We start from the raw sequence: 18591 nt of genomic DNA, 5'->3' as shown, positions 1-18591 counted from the left end.
TCAGCAGGTTCGCCTAATGGGCACCATGCTATATGAACGTTAAACGCACGATCCGACATCTCCACCCATCGGATGAATTTCAGTTATGATTGTGAGGCTTAGCGTAAAAGGAGAAGACATGCTTTCAATCGCCAGACGTACGGCAGCAGGCGCGGCCATTTTACTGATTATGCCTTTGACCGTATGGGTCTCCGGCTGGATGTGGCAGCCCGGGCAGAATGCCACGTGGCTGAAAACGTTGTACTGGGTAACGGAGACGGTCACGCAACCGTGGGGAATTATCACCCATATCATTCTCTGTGGCTGGTTCCTGTGGTGCCTGCGTTTTCGTCTGCGCGCGGCGCTGATGCTCTTTGCTATCCTGGGTGGCGCGATTGTTATTGGTCAGGGCGTTAAGTCCTGGGTGAAAGACCATGTTCAGGAGCCACGACCGTTTGTCGTCTGGCTGGAAAAAACACACCATATTCCGGTAGATGAGTTCTACAATTTAAAGCGTAAAGATCGCGGTGCGCTGGTGAAAGAACAGCTTACGGAACAGCAGGATATTCCGAAGTTCTTGCGTAAACATTGGGAAAAAGAGACGGGCTTCGCGTTTCCTTCCGGCCACACGATGTTTGCGGCCAGCTGGGCGCTGTTGGCTGTTGGGCTGCTTTGGCCACGACGTCGAACGGTTACCATCGGGATATTACTGATCTGGGCAACGGGAGTGATGGGCAGCCGCTTGCTGCTGGGGATGCACTGGCCACGGGACCTGGTGGTCGCTACGCTGATCTCATGGCTGCTGGTGACGCTGGCAACCTGGCTTGCAGAACGACTCTGTGGCCCGCTTACGCCACCGCCTGAAGAGAAAGAAGAAATCGCCGAAAGGGAGCAAAGCGACGCCTGACGGTTGATATTGCGCATTTCGCCCATAAATCCATGACGTGTGCGTCACTTTTTCCGTTTCGCGCCCGTCGCTAAAATGGTAGTTTATAAGGCTGATTGCGGTAAGTTGAACACACTTTATTCGCTTGAACCACATAACGGGAAGTAATGTGAAATATTTACTCATTTTCTTACTGGTATTGGCGATTTTTGTCATTTCAGTCACATTGGGTGCACAAAACGATCAACAGGTGACGTTTAACTATCTGCTGGCGCAGGGCGAGTATCGCGTATCAAGTCTGCTTGCGGTCTTGTTTGCCGCAGGCTTTGCCATTGGCTGGCTGGTTTGCGGTCTGTTCTGGCTGAAAGTCCGTGTTTCTCTTGCACGCGCTGAACGTAAAATTAAACGACTTGAGCATAACATTGCGCCTGCGTCCGACATTCCGGAAAGCTCTGGTGTGCCGGTCGTGAAGGAATAATCGACGATGCTGGAGTTGTTGTTTCTGCTTTTGCCTGTAGCCGCTGCCTATGGCTGGTATATGGGCCGCAGAAGTGCGCAACAAACAAAGCAGGATGAGGCTAACCGTCTCTCTCGCGACTACGTTGCGGGGGTGAACTTCCTCCTGAGTAATCAGCAGGATAAAGCGGTAGACCTGTTCCTCGATATGCTGAAAGAGGATACGGGGACCGTCGAAGCCCATCTCACGCTCGGTAACCTGTTCCGCTCGCGTGGCGAGGTTGACCGTGCCATCCGTATCCACCAGACCCTCATGGAAAGCGCCTCGCTGACCTACGATCAACGTCTCCTCGCGGTCCAGCAACTGGGGCGCGATTACATGGCTGCCGGGCTGTACGACCGCGCTGAAGATATGTTCTCGCAGCTGATTGATGAAACGGATTTCCGTATCGGTGCGTTGCAGCAATTACTGCAAATTTATCAGGCCACCAGCGAATGGCAAAAAGCCATTGATACTGCCGAGCGGCTGGTGAAGCTGGGTAAAGATAAGCAGCGTGTTGAGATAGCCCATTTCTACTGTGAACTTGCCCTTCAGCAGATGGGCAACGACGACATGGACAAAGCCATGGCGTTGCTGAAGAAAGGTGCAGCAGCAGATCGCAATAGCGCGCGTATCTCTATCATGATGGGACGCGTTTTTATGGCGAGTGGCGATTACGCCAAAGCCGTTGAAAGCCTGCTTCGGGTGATTGACCAGGACAAAGAGCTGGTCAGTGAAACGCTGGAGATGCTGCAAACCTGCTATCAACAGCTGGGCAAGCAGGAAGAGTGGGTAGCATTCCTGCGCCGTTGCGTGGAAGAGAATACCGGCGCAACCGCAGAGCTGATGCTCTCAGACGTGGTTGAGCAGTACGAAGGGACCGATACCGCGCAGGTGTATATTACCCGTCAGCTACAGCGTCATCCGACGATGCGGGTATTCCATAAACTGATGGATTACCACCTGAACGACGCAGAAGAAGGGCGAGCCAAAGAGAGCCTGATGGTGCTGCGCGACATGGTCGGCGAGCAGGTGCGGAGTAAACCGCGCTACCGTTGCCAGAAGTGTGGTTTTACCGCGTATACGCTTTACTGGCATTGTCCTTCCTGCCGGGCCTGGTCCACCATCAAGCCAATCCGTGGTCTTGACGGACAGTAATTTTTTAAAACACCTCATTTTAGTTACAACATACTGTTGATTTTTACCCCTTCCTTAACACCGTGCGGTGTGCCAGCCTGGCAGGGGCGCAAATGGATTCTGTCAATTTGCGGCGGCGGCAGGTAGAATGCTGGCCGTTTATCTGTTCCGCGCCGCTGCGCGCCCATAGACGAAAAGGGCTGGTCATGACGTCTGTTACTTCCTCCACTTCCCACGTTATTACGGATTCTCCTGTTGTTGTCGCGCTTGATTACAATAAGCGTGACGCTGCACTGGCCTTTGTCGACGGTATCGATCCTCGCGATTGCCGTCTGAAAGTTGGTAAAGAGATGTTCACGCTGTTTGGACCGCAAATCGTCCGCGATCTGCAGCAGCGTGGTTTCGATGTCTTCCTCGATCTCAAGTTCCATGACATCCCGAATACCACGGCGCACGCCGTTGCCGCCGCCGCAGAGCTGGGTGTATGGATGGTCAACGTCCATGCGTCGGGCGGAGCGAGAATGATGACTGCCGCACGTGAAGCCCTCCTGCCGTTCGGGAAAGATGCGCCATTGCTGATTGCGGTGACCGTATTGACCAGTATGGACGAAAGTGATTTACGCGATCTTGGCGTGACATTGTCACCTGCCGAACATGCCGAGCGTCTTGCGCGTCTGACGCAGAACTGCGGTTTAGATGGCGTCGTCTGCTCCGCACAGGAAGCGGTCCGCTTCAAATCAGAACTGGGCAAAGATTTTAAACTGGTCACGCCGGGTATTCGTCCGGCAGGCAGCGACGTAGGCGATCAGCGCCGTATTATGACGCCTGAGCAGGCGCTGGCTGCTGGTGTGGATTATATGGTTATCGGGCGGCCAGTAACGCAGTCAGCTAACCCGGCAGAGACGCTTAAGGCAATCAACGCATCACTGAAAAAGGGGGCGTAATGACCGATTCCAACAGTCGTCTGGTCTACTCAACGGAGAGTGGGCGCATAGATGAGCCGAAAACCAAAGTGGAACGTCCGAAGGGCGACGGTATTGTGCGTATCCAGCGTCAAACCAGTGGACGAAAAGGGAAAGGGGTTTGCCTTATCTCAGGAATTGACCAGGATGATGCTGAACTAACAAAACTGGCGGCTGAGTTGAAAAAGAAATGTGGCTGCGGTGGGGCCGTGAAAGACGGCATTATCGAAATTCAGGGTGATAAACGCGATTTAATTAAATCGCTGCTTGAAGCAAAAGGCATGAAAGTCAAACTGGCAGGCGGTTAAAATAAATGAGCCACGGCAAATGCCGTGGCTCGTGATATATACGTGCGTAAGTCAGACCTGAAATGCGACGCTAAATCGCGATGTCGGGAAGGCTTATAGAATAATTATTTGCCAACCTGGTGACCGATAATACCACCGACAGCAGCGCCACCCAATGTACCCAGCGTGCTACCATCTGTTAAGACTGCACCACCGAGTGCACCTGCACCGGCACCAATGGCGGTGTTACGGTCACGTTTAGACCAGTTAGAGCATGCGCTCAGGGACATTGCTACAGTGATTGCCAGAACAGCGGCGGCTAATTTTTTGCTGGTTAAGGTCATAATACTTTCTCCTGAATTATCGATTCACGGAAAGAGGTACACGTTAAGTATAGACAAAACGAATACCTAATTCTTTTTTCCGTGAAAGCTGGTCGCGCAGGCGTTACGTAATCACGCAAGTGATAGTCACTTCCTGTTATATCGCTAACATTAATTTTACGACTTTAATGCGGGTTAAACAGGTAAAAACTCTTAAAGGGGGGTTAGGAATCGTCTCAGACGAAGGGATATGCAGGCGCCCGAATGACGGGCGCGAAATGGACTCAGGCGGACGTTTTAATAATATCGACAATCAGACCGTCTTCTTCCAGCTTATTACGATGCTCGTCACTTAACCGTTCGTCGGTAATGACGCGACTGAAGCGTGAGACGGGACCCATTGTGTAAGGATGGACGGCGCCAAATTTGGAACTGTCAGTGAGCACAATGGCTTCACACTCTTTTTCCAGTACGGCATTCACCACGTCAGTGCGCATCATATCCCGGCCGGTGAAACCTGTTTCCGGCTGCCAGCCGTCAATGCCGATAAAGGCCTTACTGAAATGCACCTGCTGAACATATTGCCGGGTCAGCGGGCCCACCATGCTTTCACTTTTCTTTTGGTAAATGCCACCCAGCAAAATGACCTCACAGCGCGTCTCTTTGAGTAAATGGGCGATATAGCTGCTGACAGTGATGATAGTCACGTCTTTTTGTTCCGCGAGCGTCCGTGCCAGAAGGGCGTTGCTGCTGCCGTTTTCAATAAAGACCGTCTCGCCAGGGTTTACCAGTGATGCGGCAAACTCAGCCAGTTCACGTTTAAGCGCGTAGTTATTCATCATGCGCGTCTCAACGTCGTCGCTGTCCAGCGGCACGGCATAACCATGCGCACGGCGCAGGTAACTCTGTTTTTCCAGCAGATTAAGATCCTGACGAATGGTGACTTCGGAGACGCCGGTGGTTTTAGCGAGATCGACCACGCTTACACGCCCCTGATCGATGACCATCTGCAAAATGAGTTGTTGTCGGGAATTCATAGCATCCATTTAATAAAGCGAAACGAGGTCGGAAACGGTGGGATTACACTTCCCACGGCGCTTTTGGCTGTTTGTTTTCGGGGGCGTTGTCAGCGCCATTCTGAGCAAGAAGTTCAGACTTCAGGATCTCGAGATTACGGATCGCAGAGTGATAATCACCCGCTACCAGAATATCCAGCACGGTATCAATACGTTGTGCTACAGCTTGTGGATCAATAGTAGACATAATCTCTCCCCGGGAGCGAAAAGTGAATAATTTCAATGATGCAGAAAATGGGGTCAAAAGAGAAGGGAAAAAATGCGATAACGAAATTACATAAATGAAAGTGATAAATTTATTCCCCCTCATATAGCAGGCTTAATCGGTGGATTAGTCTAAAACTGCGCGCAAGGCGCTTTTTTATATGAGGAATTGGACTATGACAGTTATCAATCAGCCTACCTGTACACTGTTTACCGATACTGAACGTTTCACGCAGCTCTCAGGGTATTACGAGGCGGAGCGACGCACCGTCTGGATGATGCTGCGGGCTCAGCCGCGTCCTTGCTTCAACCATGCCTTAATTGAGGAGATCATGAACCTTTCCTGGCTGGTCCGTCAGTCGGGTTTTGCGGTCGATTTTTGGGTTACCGGCTCGCTTGTTCCTGAAATGTACAACGTGGGAGGGGACTTGCAGTTCTTCGTCGAGTGCATTCAGAACGGGCGGCGTGAAGCGTTACGGGCCTATGCCCGCGCCTGTGTTGATTGCGTCCATGCGGCATCAAGAGGGTTTGATACGGGGGCCATCACGCTGGCAATGGTCGAAGGCAGCGCATTAGGCGGCGGATTTGAGGCAGCGCTGGCGCACCATTTTGTCCTGGCTCAGCGTGATGCCCGGTTAGGTTTCCCGGAAATTGCCTTTAATCTGTTCCCGGGGATGGGGGGGTATTCTCTGGTCGCACGACGTTCAGGCATGAAGCTGGCGGAGGAGCTCATCTACAAAGGGGAATCCCATACGGCAGAATGGTACGAGCAGCACGGGCTGGTGGATGTGCTGTATGAACCCGGGCAAAGCTACGTCTCGGTCAGGACCTTCATCGACACATTGCGGCCAAAACTGAACGGCGTAAGAGCCATGCTGCGTGCTCGTACGCGCGTTCTGCAGTTGCCACGCAGTGAGCTGATGGATATTACCGAAGACTGGGTCGATGCCGCATTCTGCCTTGAGCCGAAAGATATAGCCTACATGGAGCGTCTGGTGATGCTGCAAAACCGCCATCATGCGGCGGGCTTACGCAAGGCCAGCTAGCGCTGTTGTCGCGCCTGATAGCGTTTTAGCCATCGCTCGAATGCGGCAGCGGGCATCGGCTTAGCAAAAAGGAAACCCTGCCGTTCGTTGACGCCATTCTTAGTAAGAAAGGCGTCTTCTTTTGCATTCTCCACCCCCTCGGCGATCACCTGCAGATTCAGGGCCTGTGCCACTGCGACAATGGCGCGTACCAGAGACTGAGAGATGGACTGCTTATGAATATCTCTGACAAAAGATTGATCGAGTTTAATGGCGTCAATAGGAAAACGCGCCAGCTGGGAAAGGGAAGAGTAGCCCGTACCAAAGTCATCCAGATGTATTTGTGCCCCGAGTCGGCTGAATTGCTGGATCACCGAAAGCGCCAGCTCTTCGTTTTCGATGAGACAGCTCTCTGTTAACTCGACGTCGATAGGGCAGTACTCAAAATGCAGATCCTTAAGCGCCTGCTTTAAATCGCTGAAAATCGTCTGGTCGGCAAGCTGACGTGCAGAGACGTTCACGGCCACGCGCAGGTTAATCCCCTTGTCACGCCATTTCGCCACCTGACGAACCACGTCGAGCATCACCCAGCGCCCCAGCGGCACAATCAAACCGGACTCTTCGGCATAAGAGATAAATTCCAGCGGTGGGATCAAGCCGCGCTCCGGCGACTGCCAGCGGACCAGCGCCTCAAGACTTCTGACCTCACCGCGCCAGGTCATTTTAGGCTGGTAGTGAATCAGAAGCTGATCGTTATCCAGCGCTTTACGCAGATTGGTGTCCAGCCAAAGATACTCAAATACGCGCTGGTTCATTTCAGGGGAGAAGACGCAGAACTTACCCCTGCCATTTTCCTTGGCGGTGTACATTGCCGTATCGGCATTGCGAATCACACTTTCCCGATCGTTCCCGTGCTGCGGCGCGAGGGCGATCCCCAAAGAACAGCCGGTATATATCTCAATCAGCCCGATTCTGAACGGCTGGCGCAGGCGGGTCAGAATGCGCGACGCCATAGCTTCCAGCGAGCCCTGAGACGTATTCGTGGCCATCACGATAAACTCATCGCCGCCGAGCCGGGCCAGAACCTGCCCCTCGTCAAGGCAACTCAGAATGGCGAGTGCAACCGCCTGTAAGAGCTGATCGCCAAACATATGCCCGTAGGCATCGTTGACCTTTTTGAAGTTATCCAGGTCAAGATACACCACGCCAACCTGCGTTTCGCCCCGATGGTTGATGGCGTCTGAGATCTGTTCGTGGATGGCATTGCGGTTGGGTAAACCGGTGATGGTATCGGTATTGGCCAGCACGCGCAGGCGCTCCTGCGCCCGACGTTCCTCGGTAATGTCGGTGCCGGAGCAAATAAGAAATATTTCGTTTTTACCGCTGCCGCTGTGAACGAATTTGTTTCTGAACAGAAACAAGCGTTGTCCTTTCCGCGTCTTGATCCAGCGTTCGACTTCGTAGGAGCTGCCGTTACGGAAGAAACCGGTGATATTTCGCTTCGAGGCTGCCGCCTCGCTGCGACTCATAAACAATTTGAACACGTTCTGACCGATCACTTCCTGCTCTTTCAGACCGGTATACTCTTCGCTCAGGCGATTAAAACGCTGAATATTGCCGTGCTGATCGAGAATTACAATGACGGAATTCGCTTCCGAAACCACCTGTTCCGCGAAGGAGAGTCCTTGAGCGAGATCGCGTGCTACGGAGGGGGTATCGTTCCAGGCCGATGCCGTGCCGGCCCACTCGTTTCGGGTGATTTTGCGGCCGACAAGATGCACGGGAACCTCTTCGCCATACAGGGAGAGGTTCATTGAAATGCTGGAGGTAATTACCGTTAACTGGCGGATCAACGTGGCTTGTTCTTCGTCCAGCGTCACCACCTGAGTCGCATCGGCATTTTCGCTGGCGGCAAGGTGCAGAGCGTTGCTGTCTGCCGACAATCGCCACCACGGACTGTGAGTACCCATGTAACGAAACAGCAAATTCTGCTCAAGATCGTCGATCATGATTTCTCCCGCTGCTACTCATTAGCGCACAAATTATTCATTTGCAGTCGACTTTTCCGTTGTGAAACAGCGGTAAAACCGAAGTGAACGTATTGTTTTTCCCTGCTTTCTTATAATAAAACGAGTCTGCCAAAAAAGAATACTGAGCATCCAGCTATTCAGGTGACCGAATATGACGGCACTCTTTTACTGTAGATAATTATGGCCATTTTGGGCGGGGGGAATCGGAAAATAGTCAGAAAAAATGATGAATTTGTGGGGCGGGTTAAAAAGAAAAATTGTCGGCCTTCCCGAACGGAAATGGCCGACAATTTAGCGGGTTATCAGACAGCTGGTCGCGCGATAATACTGCGGGTTTCCATGCGGACTTCAGCGATAGTTACGTCAATCACCTCAGTGACTTTGTAAACTGTTTCACCTTTAATCTGCACGGTGCCACTTTCCTGGCTACAGACCAGTTCGTCACGAACGGCATGCAGGAATGGGGCAGGGATAAAGGCGACAGCACCGTTATCCACCAGACGGACACGCATCCCGCCGCGGCTGATATCAATAATCTCCGCAGCGAAGCGGGTGTCGGTTCCGGCTTTATCCTGCAGGAAACGCGCGTACAGCCAGTCTCCAACGTCACGTTCCGCCATGCGGTTCAGACGGCGACGTTCTGCCATCTGCACGGTCGTGTCGTCCTGAGGGCGTGCAATCGTTTCGCCTTTGATAATCGCTTTCAGCAGACGGTGGTTAACCATGTCGCCATATTTACGAATTGGGGATGTCCAGGTGGCGTAAGCTTCCAGACCGAGGCCGAAGTGCGGGCCTGGTTCGGTGCTGATTTCAGCGAAGGACTGGAAGCGGCGAATACGGCTATCAAGGAAACCGGATGGCTGTGCGTCCAGCTCGCGGCGAAGCTTGCAGAATCCTGGCAGCGTCAGGACTTCTTCCGGATCAACATGCACATCGTGATTCTTCAGCAGGGCTGCCAGCGCTTCGGTATTGGCCGGATCGAATCCGGTGTGAACGTTGTAAATACCAAAGCCCAGCTTGTCGCGCAGCACGCGTGCGGCGCAAATGTTGGCGGAAATCATCGCTTCTTCGACGATGCGGTTAGCAATGCGTCGCGGCTCGGCTACGATATCCAGCACTTCGCCTTTCTCACCGAGAACAAAACGGTAGTCCGGACGATCTTTGAACACCAGTGCGTGGGTTGTACGCCATTCGCCACGCTTCAGGCAAATACGGTGCAGCAGACGAATCTGCGCCGCAATGGCATCAGATTCAGGTTTCCAGCTGCCGGTGTTTTCCAGCCAGTCAGAGACATTGTCATAGGCCAGCTTGGCTTTGGATTCGATGGTGGCGGCAAAGAATTCGATATCGTCTTCAATCGTCCCATCCGCGGCGATGGTCATGCGGCAGGCGAGAGCCGGGCGCACTTCATTTGGGCGCAGCGAGCAGAGATCGTCTGACAGTTCGCGCGGCAGCATCGGGATGTTAAAGCCTGGCAGGTAGTTTGTAAACGCACGGATTTTGGCCGTTTCGTCCAGTTTACTGCCTTGTGCAATCCAGGCGGTAGGATCGGCAATGGCGACGGTCAGATGCAGTTTGCCATCGGCGCTCTCTTCAGCGTAGAGCGCATCGTCCATATCTTCTGTGCTGGCGCTGTCGATGGTGACAAATTCCAGCGCAGTGAGATCGCGGCGCGTCAAACCTTCGTCCTGCATTTCAGTCGCCACGCCGTTCGGCGCTTCTTTTTCAAGATTATGGCGCGCCAGCGTGACCCACCACGGGACGAAATGGTCATCGCCAAAGGTGATGAACTGCGTCAGCTCTGCATAGAAACCACGGTCGCCTTTCAGAGGATGACGGCGCATTTCTGCTACGGCCCAGTCACCTTCTTTAAAATCATGCTCAACGCCGCGGGCGGCCCGGCAGGGAATGGCATCTTTCAACAGGGGATGATCCGGCACGATAGAAAGACGATCGTCTTTTCGCTGAACCTTACCGACAAAGCGGGTCAGGAACGGTTCAATCAGTTCTTCCGGCTCAGCGGATTCACGTTCCTTCTCTGTATGAATGACGGCCATGACGCGATCGCCATGCATCACTTTCTTCATCTGCGGTGGCGGAATGAAGTAGCTTTTCTGCGCGTCAACTTCAAGGAAGCCAAAGCCCTTTTCCGTGGCTTTCACGACCCCTTCTGCACGCGGCGTCTGGGAATGCAGTTGCTGTTTAAGCTGCGCTAGCAGCGGGTTGTCCTGAAACATAATGTTCTATTTTCGTAGCCATTGAGCGGCTGACAGTTTTACGCGATTCTCACTTCTACAGCAAGCGGTCTTTGGGGAATGCGTGTGGTTATTCCGCTTTGCCAGCCGCGACTTTTAGTCGATTAAGCCAGCCCTCAAACGCGCTTTGAGACAGGCGGTTGATCGCCTGGGCGACAGTCAGTCCTTCTTCCATGAGTGGGGTAAACTGCGCGGCACTAAAGCGGTCCGGCGAGCGTGTCAGCAAGTCGACTGCTGCCAAAAGCGACGGCGGGGAAAGCGCACTCTCTTCCCGGCTGTTTATCAGGATCTCTCCCGTCAGGTCGAGCAAGGTCGGTTCATGGCACAGGACGGGTGTCAGCGCCTCAAGCGCAGGTTCTGCCTGCCAGCGGGAGAGGGACTCAAGCTGATGCGCACTCGCATAGCGAAGCTCGACCACGGGAAGAAGCGCTATCCACCTACCGGCGCACGCTGGCAGGGCGTGCGGCTGAATATGATGGCCCGGCAACCAGCGAACGGGATGGCCAAGCAGAGCCTGAAAGACCGCAACCACGCGCGCCTGAAAACCGATAAAGCCGATGATCTGGTTAATCACCACAATGTCATAGGTAGAGAGACCCACCTCATCAAGCTGGTTTCGCGCCTTGTCATCAATGACATCCGGTGAGCTGGCGAGCTGACGGGCATACTGCGTGATTTGCGCCAGCCGCCGGTTACTTTCGCGGGAGGAGTCAGGACCCGGCAGCGGAGCAAGAAGGGCGGCATAATGGTTGCATAGCCGCTGAACGCCACAGGCCTGCGCAACCGTCAACGCGGTACTTAACCGGTCATAGGCGCTGAGCGTTCGCAGACGATTGACGGGAAGTGAGAGGGGAAACAGCTGATGGCATAAGGCTCTGGCAGGGGCAAGCCAGCCGGTACAGGCGGCGACAATCTCATCGGGCAGGGCTAAATCGAGCAAAAAACGATCGTCAACGTTAGCGGCTTCGGGCACCAGGGGCAGCGCATCCGACTGCGCGTGGTTTGACTGGGTTTCGTGATACCAGTGGCCTTTGCCGGAAAAACGGCGTTGTTCCATGGGCGTTCCTTGATCTCAAAATGGCGATCAATATCCTGGCGTAACGCAGATAAAGGGAAAAATATTGTTAGGTGATAACAAATAGCAGAACGGAATAACGAGGGGATGGTGCGGGGGAAACTCTCTTCCCGTGCGGGAAGAGAGTCTGAGCTTATTTAATTTCCAGCTCGTTCATTGCAGCGATGTTGAAGCCGCCGTCAACGTGAACCACTTCGCCGGAGATACCCGCGGACAGGTCAGAGCACAGGAATGCAGCAGAGTTACCCACATCCTCAATGGTAACAGTACGACGAATCGGGGTAACCGCTTCGCAGTGCGCCAGCATTTTACGGAAATCTTTGATGCCGGACGCCGCCAGGGTGCGGATAGGACCCGCGGAGATGGCGTTAACACGCACACCTTCAGGACCCATTGCGTTCGCCATATAGCGTACGTTGGCTTCCAGAGACGCTTTAGCCAGACCCATCACGTTGTAGTTAGGGATAGCACGTTCCGCGCCCAGGTAGGACAGGGTCAGCAGCGCTGCGCCCGGGTTCAGCATCGCGCGGCAAGATTTAGCCATCGCAACGAAGCTGTAGGAGCTGATGTCGTGAGCGATTTTAAAGCCATCACGGGTAACCGCGTTCACATAGTCACCGTCCAGCTGGTCGCCAGGCGCGAAGCCGATGGAGTGAACGAAACCGTCGAATTTCGGCCATGCTTTTGCCAGCTCAGCAAACATGCCATCGATGCTTTCATCTTGTGCAACGTCACATTCCAGAACGATGCTGGAACCCAGCTGCGCGGCAAACTCTTCAACACGGCCTTTCAGCTTGTCGTTCTGGTAGGTGAACGCCAGCTCAGCGCCTTCGCGATGCATTGCTTGTGCGATGCCGTATGCGATGGACAGTTTGCTGGCAACGCCAGTCACCAGAATGCGCTTACCGGAAAGAAAACCCATAGCTTTAATCCTTATATTCATTGCTTATTTTGCCTTGTAATTCATAGCGTTACAGGCAGTATTTCAAAATCATTCGAAATTAGCTCGAAATTATAGCCCACTCACAGCCCCTTGTGTCACGATATTTCTCGCCGATCGCCAAAGACGAATGCCCCAGAAGGTGAGGCGTGGGTTCAAAATTTCAGCATTCGTCCAGTATATCACCCGGCAGCAGCTTCGCCTCATCCAACCAGCGTGGATGCGCGATCCCTCACGATAGTGACCCTTTCCTGGCGCTTTCTATAAAACGCGCGATGACAATAAAGAAAACCGGGACGAAGAAGATCGCGAGAAGCGTACCGCTAATCATGCCGCCAAAGACACCGGTGCCGATGGCGTGTTGTGTGCTGTCACTTGCGCCACTGGCCAGCATTAAGGGAACCACTCCCAACGTAAAGGCTAACGATGTCATCAGAATAGGGCGCAGGCGCTGGCTTGCGGCCTGTATCGTTGCCGCCACCAGAGGGTTCCCTTCACGATGCAATTGTCTGGCAAACTCCACAATCAATATGGCGTTCTTGGCAGACAGGCCTATCAGGGTGATAAGGCCGACCTTGAAGAAAACATCATTCGTCATGCCGGCAACAAACACGGCCATAACTGCACCGATCAGTCCCAATGGCACCACCAGCATGACGGCAAAAGGTATTGACCAGCTCTCATACAGGGCACCGAGCACCATAAACACCACCAGAATCGACAGGACGATCAGACCCGGGAGCTGCGACTGGGATTTTATTTCCTGCAATGAGCTCCCGGCCCATTCTCCCGCCAAGCCCTGAGGTAAATCCCTGGACAAATTCTCCATAACTTTCATTGCGGTACCGCTGGATTCACCTGTGGCCGCACTGCCGATAATGCGGATAGCAGAATACCCCTGATAACGCGTTAGTTGCTGCGGTGCAACGTTCCAGGAGAGCGTCGCAAACGTTGACACTGGCACCCTCTGCCCCTGGTGGTTTTTAACGGATAATTTCAGGATCTGCTCAGGTTGCATTCGGTAAGGCGCATCGGCCTGGATAATCACCTGCTGAACACGCCCATTGTTCGTGTAGTCATTAACGTAGTTTGAACCCATGGTGACGGAGAGCGTCTGGTTGATTTCATCAAATGAGACGCCCAGAGCTTCCGCTTTTTCCCGGTCAATCTGAAGCGCCAGGCTAGTGCCTTCCGGCAGGCCGTCGATATACACGCCACTCAGTTCAGGGCGTTGATTCGCTTTCAGCACCAGCGCATCGGCCGCCTGCTTTAACGCCTCGTAGCCCAGTCCCGCTCTGTCCTGCACGTACCAGGTGAAGCCCGACGAGGTGCCCATATCCGAAATGGCAGGCGGGAGCAGGCTCATCGTTACGGCATCAGAGACGTTTGCCATACTGGCCTGCATATGGTCGGCTTCATCCTCGGCTGTAGAGCCGTGCCTTTCTTTCCAGTCCTTCAGCGTGGTGAACGCCATGGCCGAATTCGGTCCTGATCCTGAAAACCCAAAACCCAGGATCATAATGTTGCTTTCAATATCCGGTCGGGTCGCAATTTCCTGTTCAAATGTTTTTACTACTTTCAGGGTGCGCTGCATTGTGGCATCAGAGGGAAGCTGAATAGAGGACATAAAATAGCCCTGATCTTCGTCCGGCAGAAAGGATGAGGGCAGCGAAGACAATCCAAAAAATAGCGCAGCACAAAGCGCAACATACAGAAGCAGCATTCGGCCGGTTCGTTTCAGAACCGCGCCCAGGCCGGATTCGTACCATGTCGTCAGGGTATGAAAACGGGCGTTAAAGCCTACCGCGAACCTGCCGCCACCGTGTTTTTGTGCGCTGTGGGGCTTAAGCAACGTCGCACAAAGCGCGGGAGTCAGCGTGAGGGCAAGAAATGCCGACAACAGTATGGATACCGCCATGGAAATACAAAATTGTCGATAAATAATGCCTACGGACCCATCAGCAAAACCCATGGGTATAAAGACAGCGGTAAGTACCAGCGTGATCCCGATAATTGCCGGGGTGATTTCGGCCATGGCCTCCCGGGTAGCGTCGCGCGGAGAAAGGTTTTTTTCTTCCATCAGCCGTTCAACGTTCTCCACGACCACAATGGCGTCATCCACGATAATCCCTATCGCCAGCACCATGCCGAACATGGTCAGAATATTGATCGAGTATCCACTCAATAGCATCACTGTGAAGGTGCCCAGCAGCGCGACGGGGGCCACAATCGCGGGGATAAGCGTACAGCGTATCTTATGTAAAAACAGCAGCATAACGAGAAAGACAAGGACCATCGCTTCCACAAAGGTTTGCACCACCTTCATGATGGACAGCTTTACAAACGGTGCGGTATCAAAGGGAACCGTAAACGCCATTCCTTCCGGCAACACCTGAGAAAGTTCGTCGATACGTGCACGTACCCCTGAAGCCGTGCTCATCGCATTGGCGCCTGGTGACAACTGGATTGCCGCAGCCGTTGCCGGCACCCCATTTTCACGGATACCGAAAGCGTAACTTTGCAGGCCAGACTCAATCCGCGCAACGTCGGACAGTTTCAGCCTTGCGCCAGACGTATCTGATTTAAGGGTAATGTTTCTGAAAGCCTCTACAGAAGTGAGTTGCCCTTTCACGGTGATGGGATAGGTTACGCCTTGTCCTGCAGTTGCCGGTTCGTCTCCCGTTTTCCCCGGCGAAACAAGGGCATTTTGCTGACCTACAGCGGTAAGAACATCGCTCACCGAAAGCCCGTAACTGTGCAGCTGCATGGGATCCAGCCAGATGCGCAGCGCTTTTTCGCCACCAAACAGCTGGACTTTTCCGACTCCCGGCACACGGCGTAGTTCGTCGCTGACGTTGCGGGCAAAATAATCGCTTAAATCCGCCTCTTCAAACTTGCCGGTTGTGGACTTCAACCCCACCATCATTAAAAATCCGGAATTGGCCGCCTCGACGTTGATGCCATTTTGCCTGACCGCCTGCGGCAAACGTGGCTCTACAATCTTGATCTGGTTCTGAAGATCCATCTGTGCCAGCTTAATGTCTGTGCCGGGCTTAAAGGTCACGGTAATAGATGCAGAACCGGTTGTGTCGCTGGATGATTCGAAATAGAGCAAATTATCCACGCCCGATATTTCACGCTCGATGAGCGACACCACGGACGTATTCATGATATCGGGGCTGGCCCCCGGATAAGTGACAGAAATAATGATCCCCGGCGGTGCCACCGCCGGATACTGCGCAACCGGCAACCGGGGTATAGACAGGACACCCGTCAGGACAATAAAAAGCGCCACTACCCAGGCGAATACGGGGCGTTCAATAAAAAAATGAGGCATTAAATTAACGCCCAGATACGTGAATTTCGTCATCGGCTGATACGCGTTTACCGATATCCCTGAGCTGAGAAAATTTCTCAAGAAGCTGCGGGGCGTCATCGAGACTTGTCGCGAACATCCACATGTATGTCATCACGGAATAAATATGTCCGGCGGTGATGCCAGCCGATTGCGTCATCCAGATAATGGTCAGCGTAAAAAGCAGGGCAACGAGTATACCCACCCATAAATAGCCCCACGCCTCCCGGTCCGATAACGCAATGCGTAAACGTGCAAGCGTGACGTAATGTCGGTGAAGGGTGGCGGTGCCTGCCTTATGAACATAATCAACTTCTTTCTCAAGACGATTATTCAGGCGCATGAATAACCATTCATTTTTACGGGCATATTCCGAGACAAATCCCATCAGAATGATGACGATTGCACAGCACATGATGCCGGCCCAGAATTCGATAAATAACAGCATGATTGCCGCACCAAAGAGAGAACTCAGCGAGGTAATAAGCAGGGGCAAGTGCATTTCAAAGAAATCCACATACTCGCGCGAGAGTGTGACCCTGGCGGCGATAGCCGAATGGTTAAGCTGGTATTTCCGCTGTGAAAGCACAACGGAGACCGCAAGCCCGGCATAAATACGAGCAAACGTTCGTGTATCAACACTCCGTCTTGTCGCACCTATGATCCACATACAGAGCACCATCAGTCCGTACAGTGCGGCGTTAAGTGTCTTACCCGCAAGAATGGCATTAATCGCGATGCCTGCCAGAACGGGATACAGTAAAAACATCACGTTTTCAGCCACGACAAGGAAAAAAGTCACAACCAGTTTTTTCCGGTGACGTACCGCGAGTTTTTTAAGTGAGTACATAACGCCAGCTGTATCTGGAGAACGACGATTGTTATTAAGGTTATTCATTCTGGGTAACAGGTTTCAGACTCTTTAAGTGAGTGTATTTTGAGCAGCAAGGGTTGGCAGGAAGTCTACAACTCGCCTGTTTAGCGGAAATGGCAGTTTTATGGAGAGAGTGTGGAGCGCAACCGTGCGGTTGTTCAAATCATTCTCATAATGAGGTACAACGGCGAACCGCAGAAAAAAAGAATTAAATAACACTCGTAGTAAAACACCAAATCGTCGAAATCTGGCGTAGCGTTCAGCAGCACAGTGAACGTAATTATGAGATATATAAAAATCACCATTAGCCAGAAGGCGATGACAAGTAATTCAGTGAATGCACCTGCTTTGTTTTGTATTATCAGAGAGACAACCGACAAAGCGATGCAACCATAAATAATGGGAGAGGAGGGCAGCGTCGCGGCAACTTTTTCATCCATTTTATGCATCAACACCAGCCAGGTATAAAGTAATCCCCACGACAGCAGCAGGAACAGCGTATATATACCGATTTTCTTAGTAGAGAAATATTTCGAAAATTCCATGTTCATTATCTCAGCCAGATTCATAAAGCCTTAAAGCGACAGGGTTAATTCTCACCGTTCTATGAAAGAAGGGTTCTGCCCGAATAGCTATTCTGGCCAGGCATTGTCGAGTCTTTATTGACTGAATGTGTAGGCTGTGTGGAGGCATGGCCGAACATTTAAATTAGTGCTGAAAATTTCATGGCTACGGCACTTTTTCCCGGAGGCTGTGTCTTATTGTGCTAAAGATATCTGATAGCGTGCTCAAAGGGATTTCACCCGCGGAGATAAAATGAACAAAAATACTCTAATCCTTGTTGTTGAAGATGAAGACGACATTGCTGAAATACTGATGAGTTACTTAGAGCGTTCAGGGATGAAAACGCTGAGGGCCAGACAGGGCGAGCAGGCGATAGCGCTTAATCGCCTTCATAAACCGGATCTCATCTTGCTGGACATTCATCTGCCCGTATGCGACGGCTGGAGCGTCCTCACGACGCTTCGTCAGGAAAGTTCCGTGCCCGTCATTATGGTTTCTGCCCTCGATCAGGACGTAGATAAACTCATGGGGCTGAGGCTTGGCGCAGATGATTACGTTATCAAGCCTTTTAACCCTTCTGAAGTTGTCGCGCGGGTTGAAGCGGTGCTGCGAAGAACCAAACCCGCTATTCAGCAGGCGGGGGCCGCGCCTCTCAGGACGCCTTTTATTACGGTCTATCCGGATGATTTCTACGTTGAGGTTACCGTGGGACCTGAAGTGATCTCCCCGGTGTTAACGACGACGGAATTTAAGCTTCTTACGTATCTGGTCAGATATCCGCGAAAGGTCTGCTCCCGCGAAGAGTTACTCAACGCATGTCTTCCGGAAGGTGATACCCTCGACAGAACAGTAGATAGCCATATGAGCAAGCTGCGTAAAAAACTTGAGCTAGCGGGGCTTTACGGCGTCCCTGAGAGCATCAGGGGCATGGGTTACCGGCTTGGGGAGAAAAAATGAACAGAGAGTCTGTCCTGAGTCGTCAGATCTTAACGTACATGATGTTGCTGACGTTTATGATCATTGCCATTTCAATACTGGGCTCCTGGTTTTTTGGCACTGTTGCAAAGTTAGCGATGAGGCAGCCTTTTGTCTTATTCAAAGGCCTTACATTTCAAAAACTCTG

At 52.5% G+C, this 18591-nt stretch carries 17 protein-coding genes and 1 pseudogene; 8 read left to right on the top strand and 10 right to left on the bottom strand.

What is annotated here, in order from left to right; translation table 11 throughout:
* The first annotated feature begins 118 nt into the window (after window positions 1-118).
* From pgpB to yciH, 5 genes are all read left to right on the top strand, one after another.
* Window positions 119-886: a phosphatidylglycerophosphatase B gene (gene pgpB / locus ACOTXR_RS11220; protein WP_058689899.1), complete on the top strand. Its 768-nt coding sequence runs from the start codon at window positions 119-121 to the stop codon at window positions 884-886.
* Window positions 887-1034: 148 nt separating this feature from the next.
* Entirely contained in the window at window positions 1035-1343 is a 309-nt protein-coding gene (locus ACOTXR_RS11215; RefSeq protein WP_014884085.1) for a LapA family protein, read from the top strand.
* 6 nt (window positions 1344-1349) lie between these two features.
* Window positions 1350-2519 carry a lipopolysaccharide assembly protein LapB gene (gene lapB / locus ACOTXR_RS11210; protein WP_014884084.1) on the top strand — a complete coding sequence of 390 codons (1170 nt, stop codon included), beginning with the start codon at window positions 1350-1352 and terminating at the stop codon, window positions 2517-2519.
* A gap of 185 nt (window positions 2520-2704) precedes the next feature.
* Window positions 2705-3442, top strand: coding sequence for an orotidine-5'-phosphate decarboxylase (pyrF, locus tag ACOTXR_RS11205; RefSeq protein ID WP_047626731.1), 738 nt, complete (start codon window positions 2705-2707; stop codon window positions 3440-3442).
* Window positions 3442-3768: a stress response translation initiation inhibitor YciH gene (gene yciH, locus ACOTXR_RS11200; RefSeq protein ID WP_014884082.1), complete on the top strand. Its 327-nt coding sequence runs from the start codon at window positions 3442-3444 to the stop codon at window positions 3766-3768. The genes pyrF and yciH overlap by 1 nt, the downstream gene beginning before the upstream one ends.
* Window positions 3769-3872: 104 nt before the next feature.
* Here the strand turns inward: yciH and osmB are convergent, their stop codons facing one another.
* From osmB to ACOTXR_RS11185, 3 genes are all read right to left on the bottom strand, one after another.
* Entirely contained in the window at window positions 3873-4091 is a 219-nt protein-coding gene (gene osmB / locus ACOTXR_RS11195) for an osmotically-inducible lipoprotein OsmB (protein WP_008501216.1), read from the bottom strand.
* A 263-nt stretch (window positions 4092-4354) separates the two neighbouring features.
* On the bottom strand, window positions 4355-5107 hold the full coding sequence (locus ACOTXR_RS11190) for a DNA-binding transcriptional regulator YciT (RefSeq protein ID WP_014884081.1): 753 nt from the start codon (window positions 5105-5107) through the stop codon (window positions 4355-4357).
* A gap of 43 nt (window positions 5108-5150) precedes the next feature.
* On the bottom strand, window positions 5151-5333 hold the full coding sequence (locus ACOTXR_RS11185) for a hypothetical protein (protein ID WP_014884080.1): 183 nt from the start codon (window positions 5331-5333) through the stop codon (window positions 5151-5153).
* Between the two features lie 193 nt (window positions 5334-5526).
* Here ACOTXR_RS11185 and ACOTXR_RS11180 point away from each other — a divergent pair, with 193 nt between their 5' ends.
* The gene (locus ACOTXR_RS11180; RefSeq protein ID WP_014884079.1) at window positions 5527-6396 is read left to right on the top strand and encodes a crotonase/enoyl-CoA hydratase family protein; all 870 of its coding nucleotides are present in this window, start codon (window positions 5527-5529) and stop codon (window positions 6394-6396) included.
* Here ACOTXR_RS11180 and pdeR read toward each other — a convergent pair.
* From pdeR to ACOTXR_RS11145, 7 genes are all read right to left on the bottom strand, one after another.
* A complete protein-coding gene (gene pdeR, locus ACOTXR_RS11175; RefSeq protein WP_058689901.1) occupies window positions 6393-8384 on the bottom strand; it encodes a cyclic di-GMP phosphodiesterase in 1992 nt (663 codons plus the stop codon). The genes ACOTXR_RS11180 and pdeR overlap by 4 nt on opposite strands.
* Before the next feature lie 323 nt (window positions 8385-8707).
* Window positions 8708-10642 (bottom strand): exoribonuclease II, encoded by a 1935-nt coding sequence (locus ACOTXR_RS11170; protein ID WP_023337374.1) that lies wholly within the window; start codon window positions 10640-10642, stop codon window positions 8708-8710.
* An 88-nt stretch (window positions 10643-10730) separates the two neighbouring features.
* Window positions 10731-11717: a CMD domain-containing protein gene (locus ACOTXR_RS11165; protein ID WP_023337373.1), complete on the bottom strand. Its 987-nt coding sequence runs from the start codon at window positions 11715-11717 to the stop codon at window positions 10731-10733.
* A gap of 151 nt (window positions 11718-11868) precedes the next feature.
* Window positions 11869-12657, bottom strand: coding sequence for an enoyl-ACP reductase FabI (fabI, locus tag ACOTXR_RS11160; protein ID WP_003856831.1), 789 nt, complete (start codon window positions 12655-12657; stop codon window positions 11869-11871).
* Between the two features lie 250 nt (window positions 12658-12907).
* A complete protein-coding gene (locus ACOTXR_RS11155) occupies window positions 12908-16012 on the bottom strand; it encodes a multidrug efflux RND transporter permease subunit (protein ID WP_058689966.1) in 3105 nt (1034 codons plus the stop codon).
* Window positions 16013-16016: 4 nt separating this feature from the next.
* Window positions 16017-16928: an ABC transporter six-transmembrane domain-containing protein gene (locus ACOTXR_RS11150; RefSeq protein ID WP_032629001.1), complete on the bottom strand. Its 912-nt coding sequence runs from the start codon at window positions 16926-16928 to the stop codon at window positions 16017-16019.
* 134 nt (window positions 16929-17062) lie between these two features.
* Entirely contained in the window at window positions 17063-17455 is a 393-nt protein-coding gene (locus ACOTXR_RS11145; RefSeq protein WP_100124566.1) for a transporter, read from the bottom strand.
* Window positions 17456-17720: 265 nt separating this feature from the next.
* Here ACOTXR_RS11145 and ACOTXR_RS11140 point away from each other — a divergent pair, with 265 nt between their 5' ends.
* Together ACOTXR_RS11140 and ACOTXR_RS11135 are read left to right on the top strand one after the other, a co-directional pair.
* Window positions 17721-18425: a response regulator gene (locus ACOTXR_RS11140; protein ID WP_014884072.1), complete on the top strand. Its 705-nt coding sequence runs from the start codon at window positions 17721-17723 to the stop codon at window positions 18423-18425.
* Window positions 18422-18520, top strand: a pseudogene (locus ACOTXR_RS11135) (hypothetical protein); the annotation flags it as partial. The gene ACOTXR_RS11140 and the pseudogene ACOTXR_RS11135, both read left to right, overlap by 4 nt.
* Between the last annotated feature and the right edge of the window lie 71 nt (window positions 18521-18591).

Source organism: Enterobacter cloacae complex sp. IR53030 (genome assembly GCF_049238365.1).
In the GTDB taxonomy this organism is placed as follows: Bacteria; Pseudomonadota; Gammaproteobacteria; order Enterobacterales; family Enterobacteriaceae; genus Enterobacter; species Enterobacter kobei.
Note: the sequence above shows the minus strand (reverse complement) of the source record. Positions and strands in the feature narration are given on the sequence as shown.

Excerpts from the sequence above, each read along its gene's own strand:
- pgpB (WP_058689899.1), top strand. The coding sequence starts at position 119 with ATGCTTTCAATCGCCAGACGTACGGCAGCAGGCGCGGCCATTTTACTG.
- lapB (WP_014884084.1), top strand. The coding sequence starts at position 1,350 with ATGCTGGAGTTGTTGTTTCTGCTTTTGCCTGTAGCCGCTGCCTATGGC.
- pyrF (WP_047626731.1), top strand. The coding sequence starts at position 2,705 with ATGACGTCTGTTACTTCCTCCACTTCCCACGTTATTACGGATTCTCCT.
- yciH (WP_014884082.1), top strand. The coding sequence starts at position 3,442 with ATGACCGATTCCAACAGTCGTCTGGTCTACTCAACGGAGAGTGGGCGC.
- osmB (WP_008501216.1), bottom strand. The coding sequence starts at position 4,091 with ATGACCTTAACCAGCAAAAAATTAGCCGCCGCTGTTCTGGCAATCACT.
- ACOTXR_RS11190 (WP_014884081.1), bottom strand. The coding sequence starts at position 5,107 with ATGAATTCCCGACAACAACTCATTTTGCAGATGGTCATCGATCAGGGG.
- ACOTXR_RS11185 (WP_014884080.1), bottom strand. The coding sequence starts at position 5,333 with ATGTCTACTATTGATCCACAAGCTGTAGCACAACGTATTGATACCGTG.
- ACOTXR_RS11180 (WP_014884079.1), top strand. The coding sequence starts at position 5,527 with ATGACAGTTATCAATCAGCCTACCTGTACACTGTTTACCGATACTGAA.
- pdeR (WP_058689901.1), bottom strand. The coding sequence starts at position 8,384 with ATGATCGACGATCTTGAGCAGAATTTGCTGTTTCGTTACATGGGTACT.
- ACOTXR_RS11170 (WP_023337374.1), bottom strand. The coding sequence starts at position 10,642 with ATGTTTCAGGACAACCCGCTGCTAGCGCAGCTTAAACAGCAACTGCAT.
- ACOTXR_RS11165 (WP_023337373.1), bottom strand. The coding sequence starts at position 11,717 with ATGGAACAACGCCGTTTTTCCGGCAAAGGCCACTGGTATCACGAAACC.
- fabI (WP_003856831.1), bottom strand. The coding sequence starts at position 12,657 with ATGGGTTTTCTTTCCGGTAAGCGCATTCTGGTGACTGGCGTTGCCAGC.
- ACOTXR_RS11155 (WP_058689966.1), bottom strand. The coding sequence starts at position 16,012 with ATGCCTCATTTTTTTATTGAACGCCCCGTATTCGCCTGGGTAGTGGCG.
- ACOTXR_RS11150 (WP_032629001.1), bottom strand. The coding sequence starts at position 16,928 with ATGAATAACCTTAATAACAATCGTCGTTCTCCAGATACAGCTGGCGTT.
- ACOTXR_RS11145 (WP_100124566.1), bottom strand. The coding sequence starts at position 17,455 with ATGAACATGGAATTTTCGAAATATTTCTCTACTAAGAAAATCGGTATA.
- ACOTXR_RS11140 (WP_014884072.1), top strand. The coding sequence starts at position 17,721 with ATGAACAAAAATACTCTAATCCTTGTTGTTGAAGATGAAGACGACATT.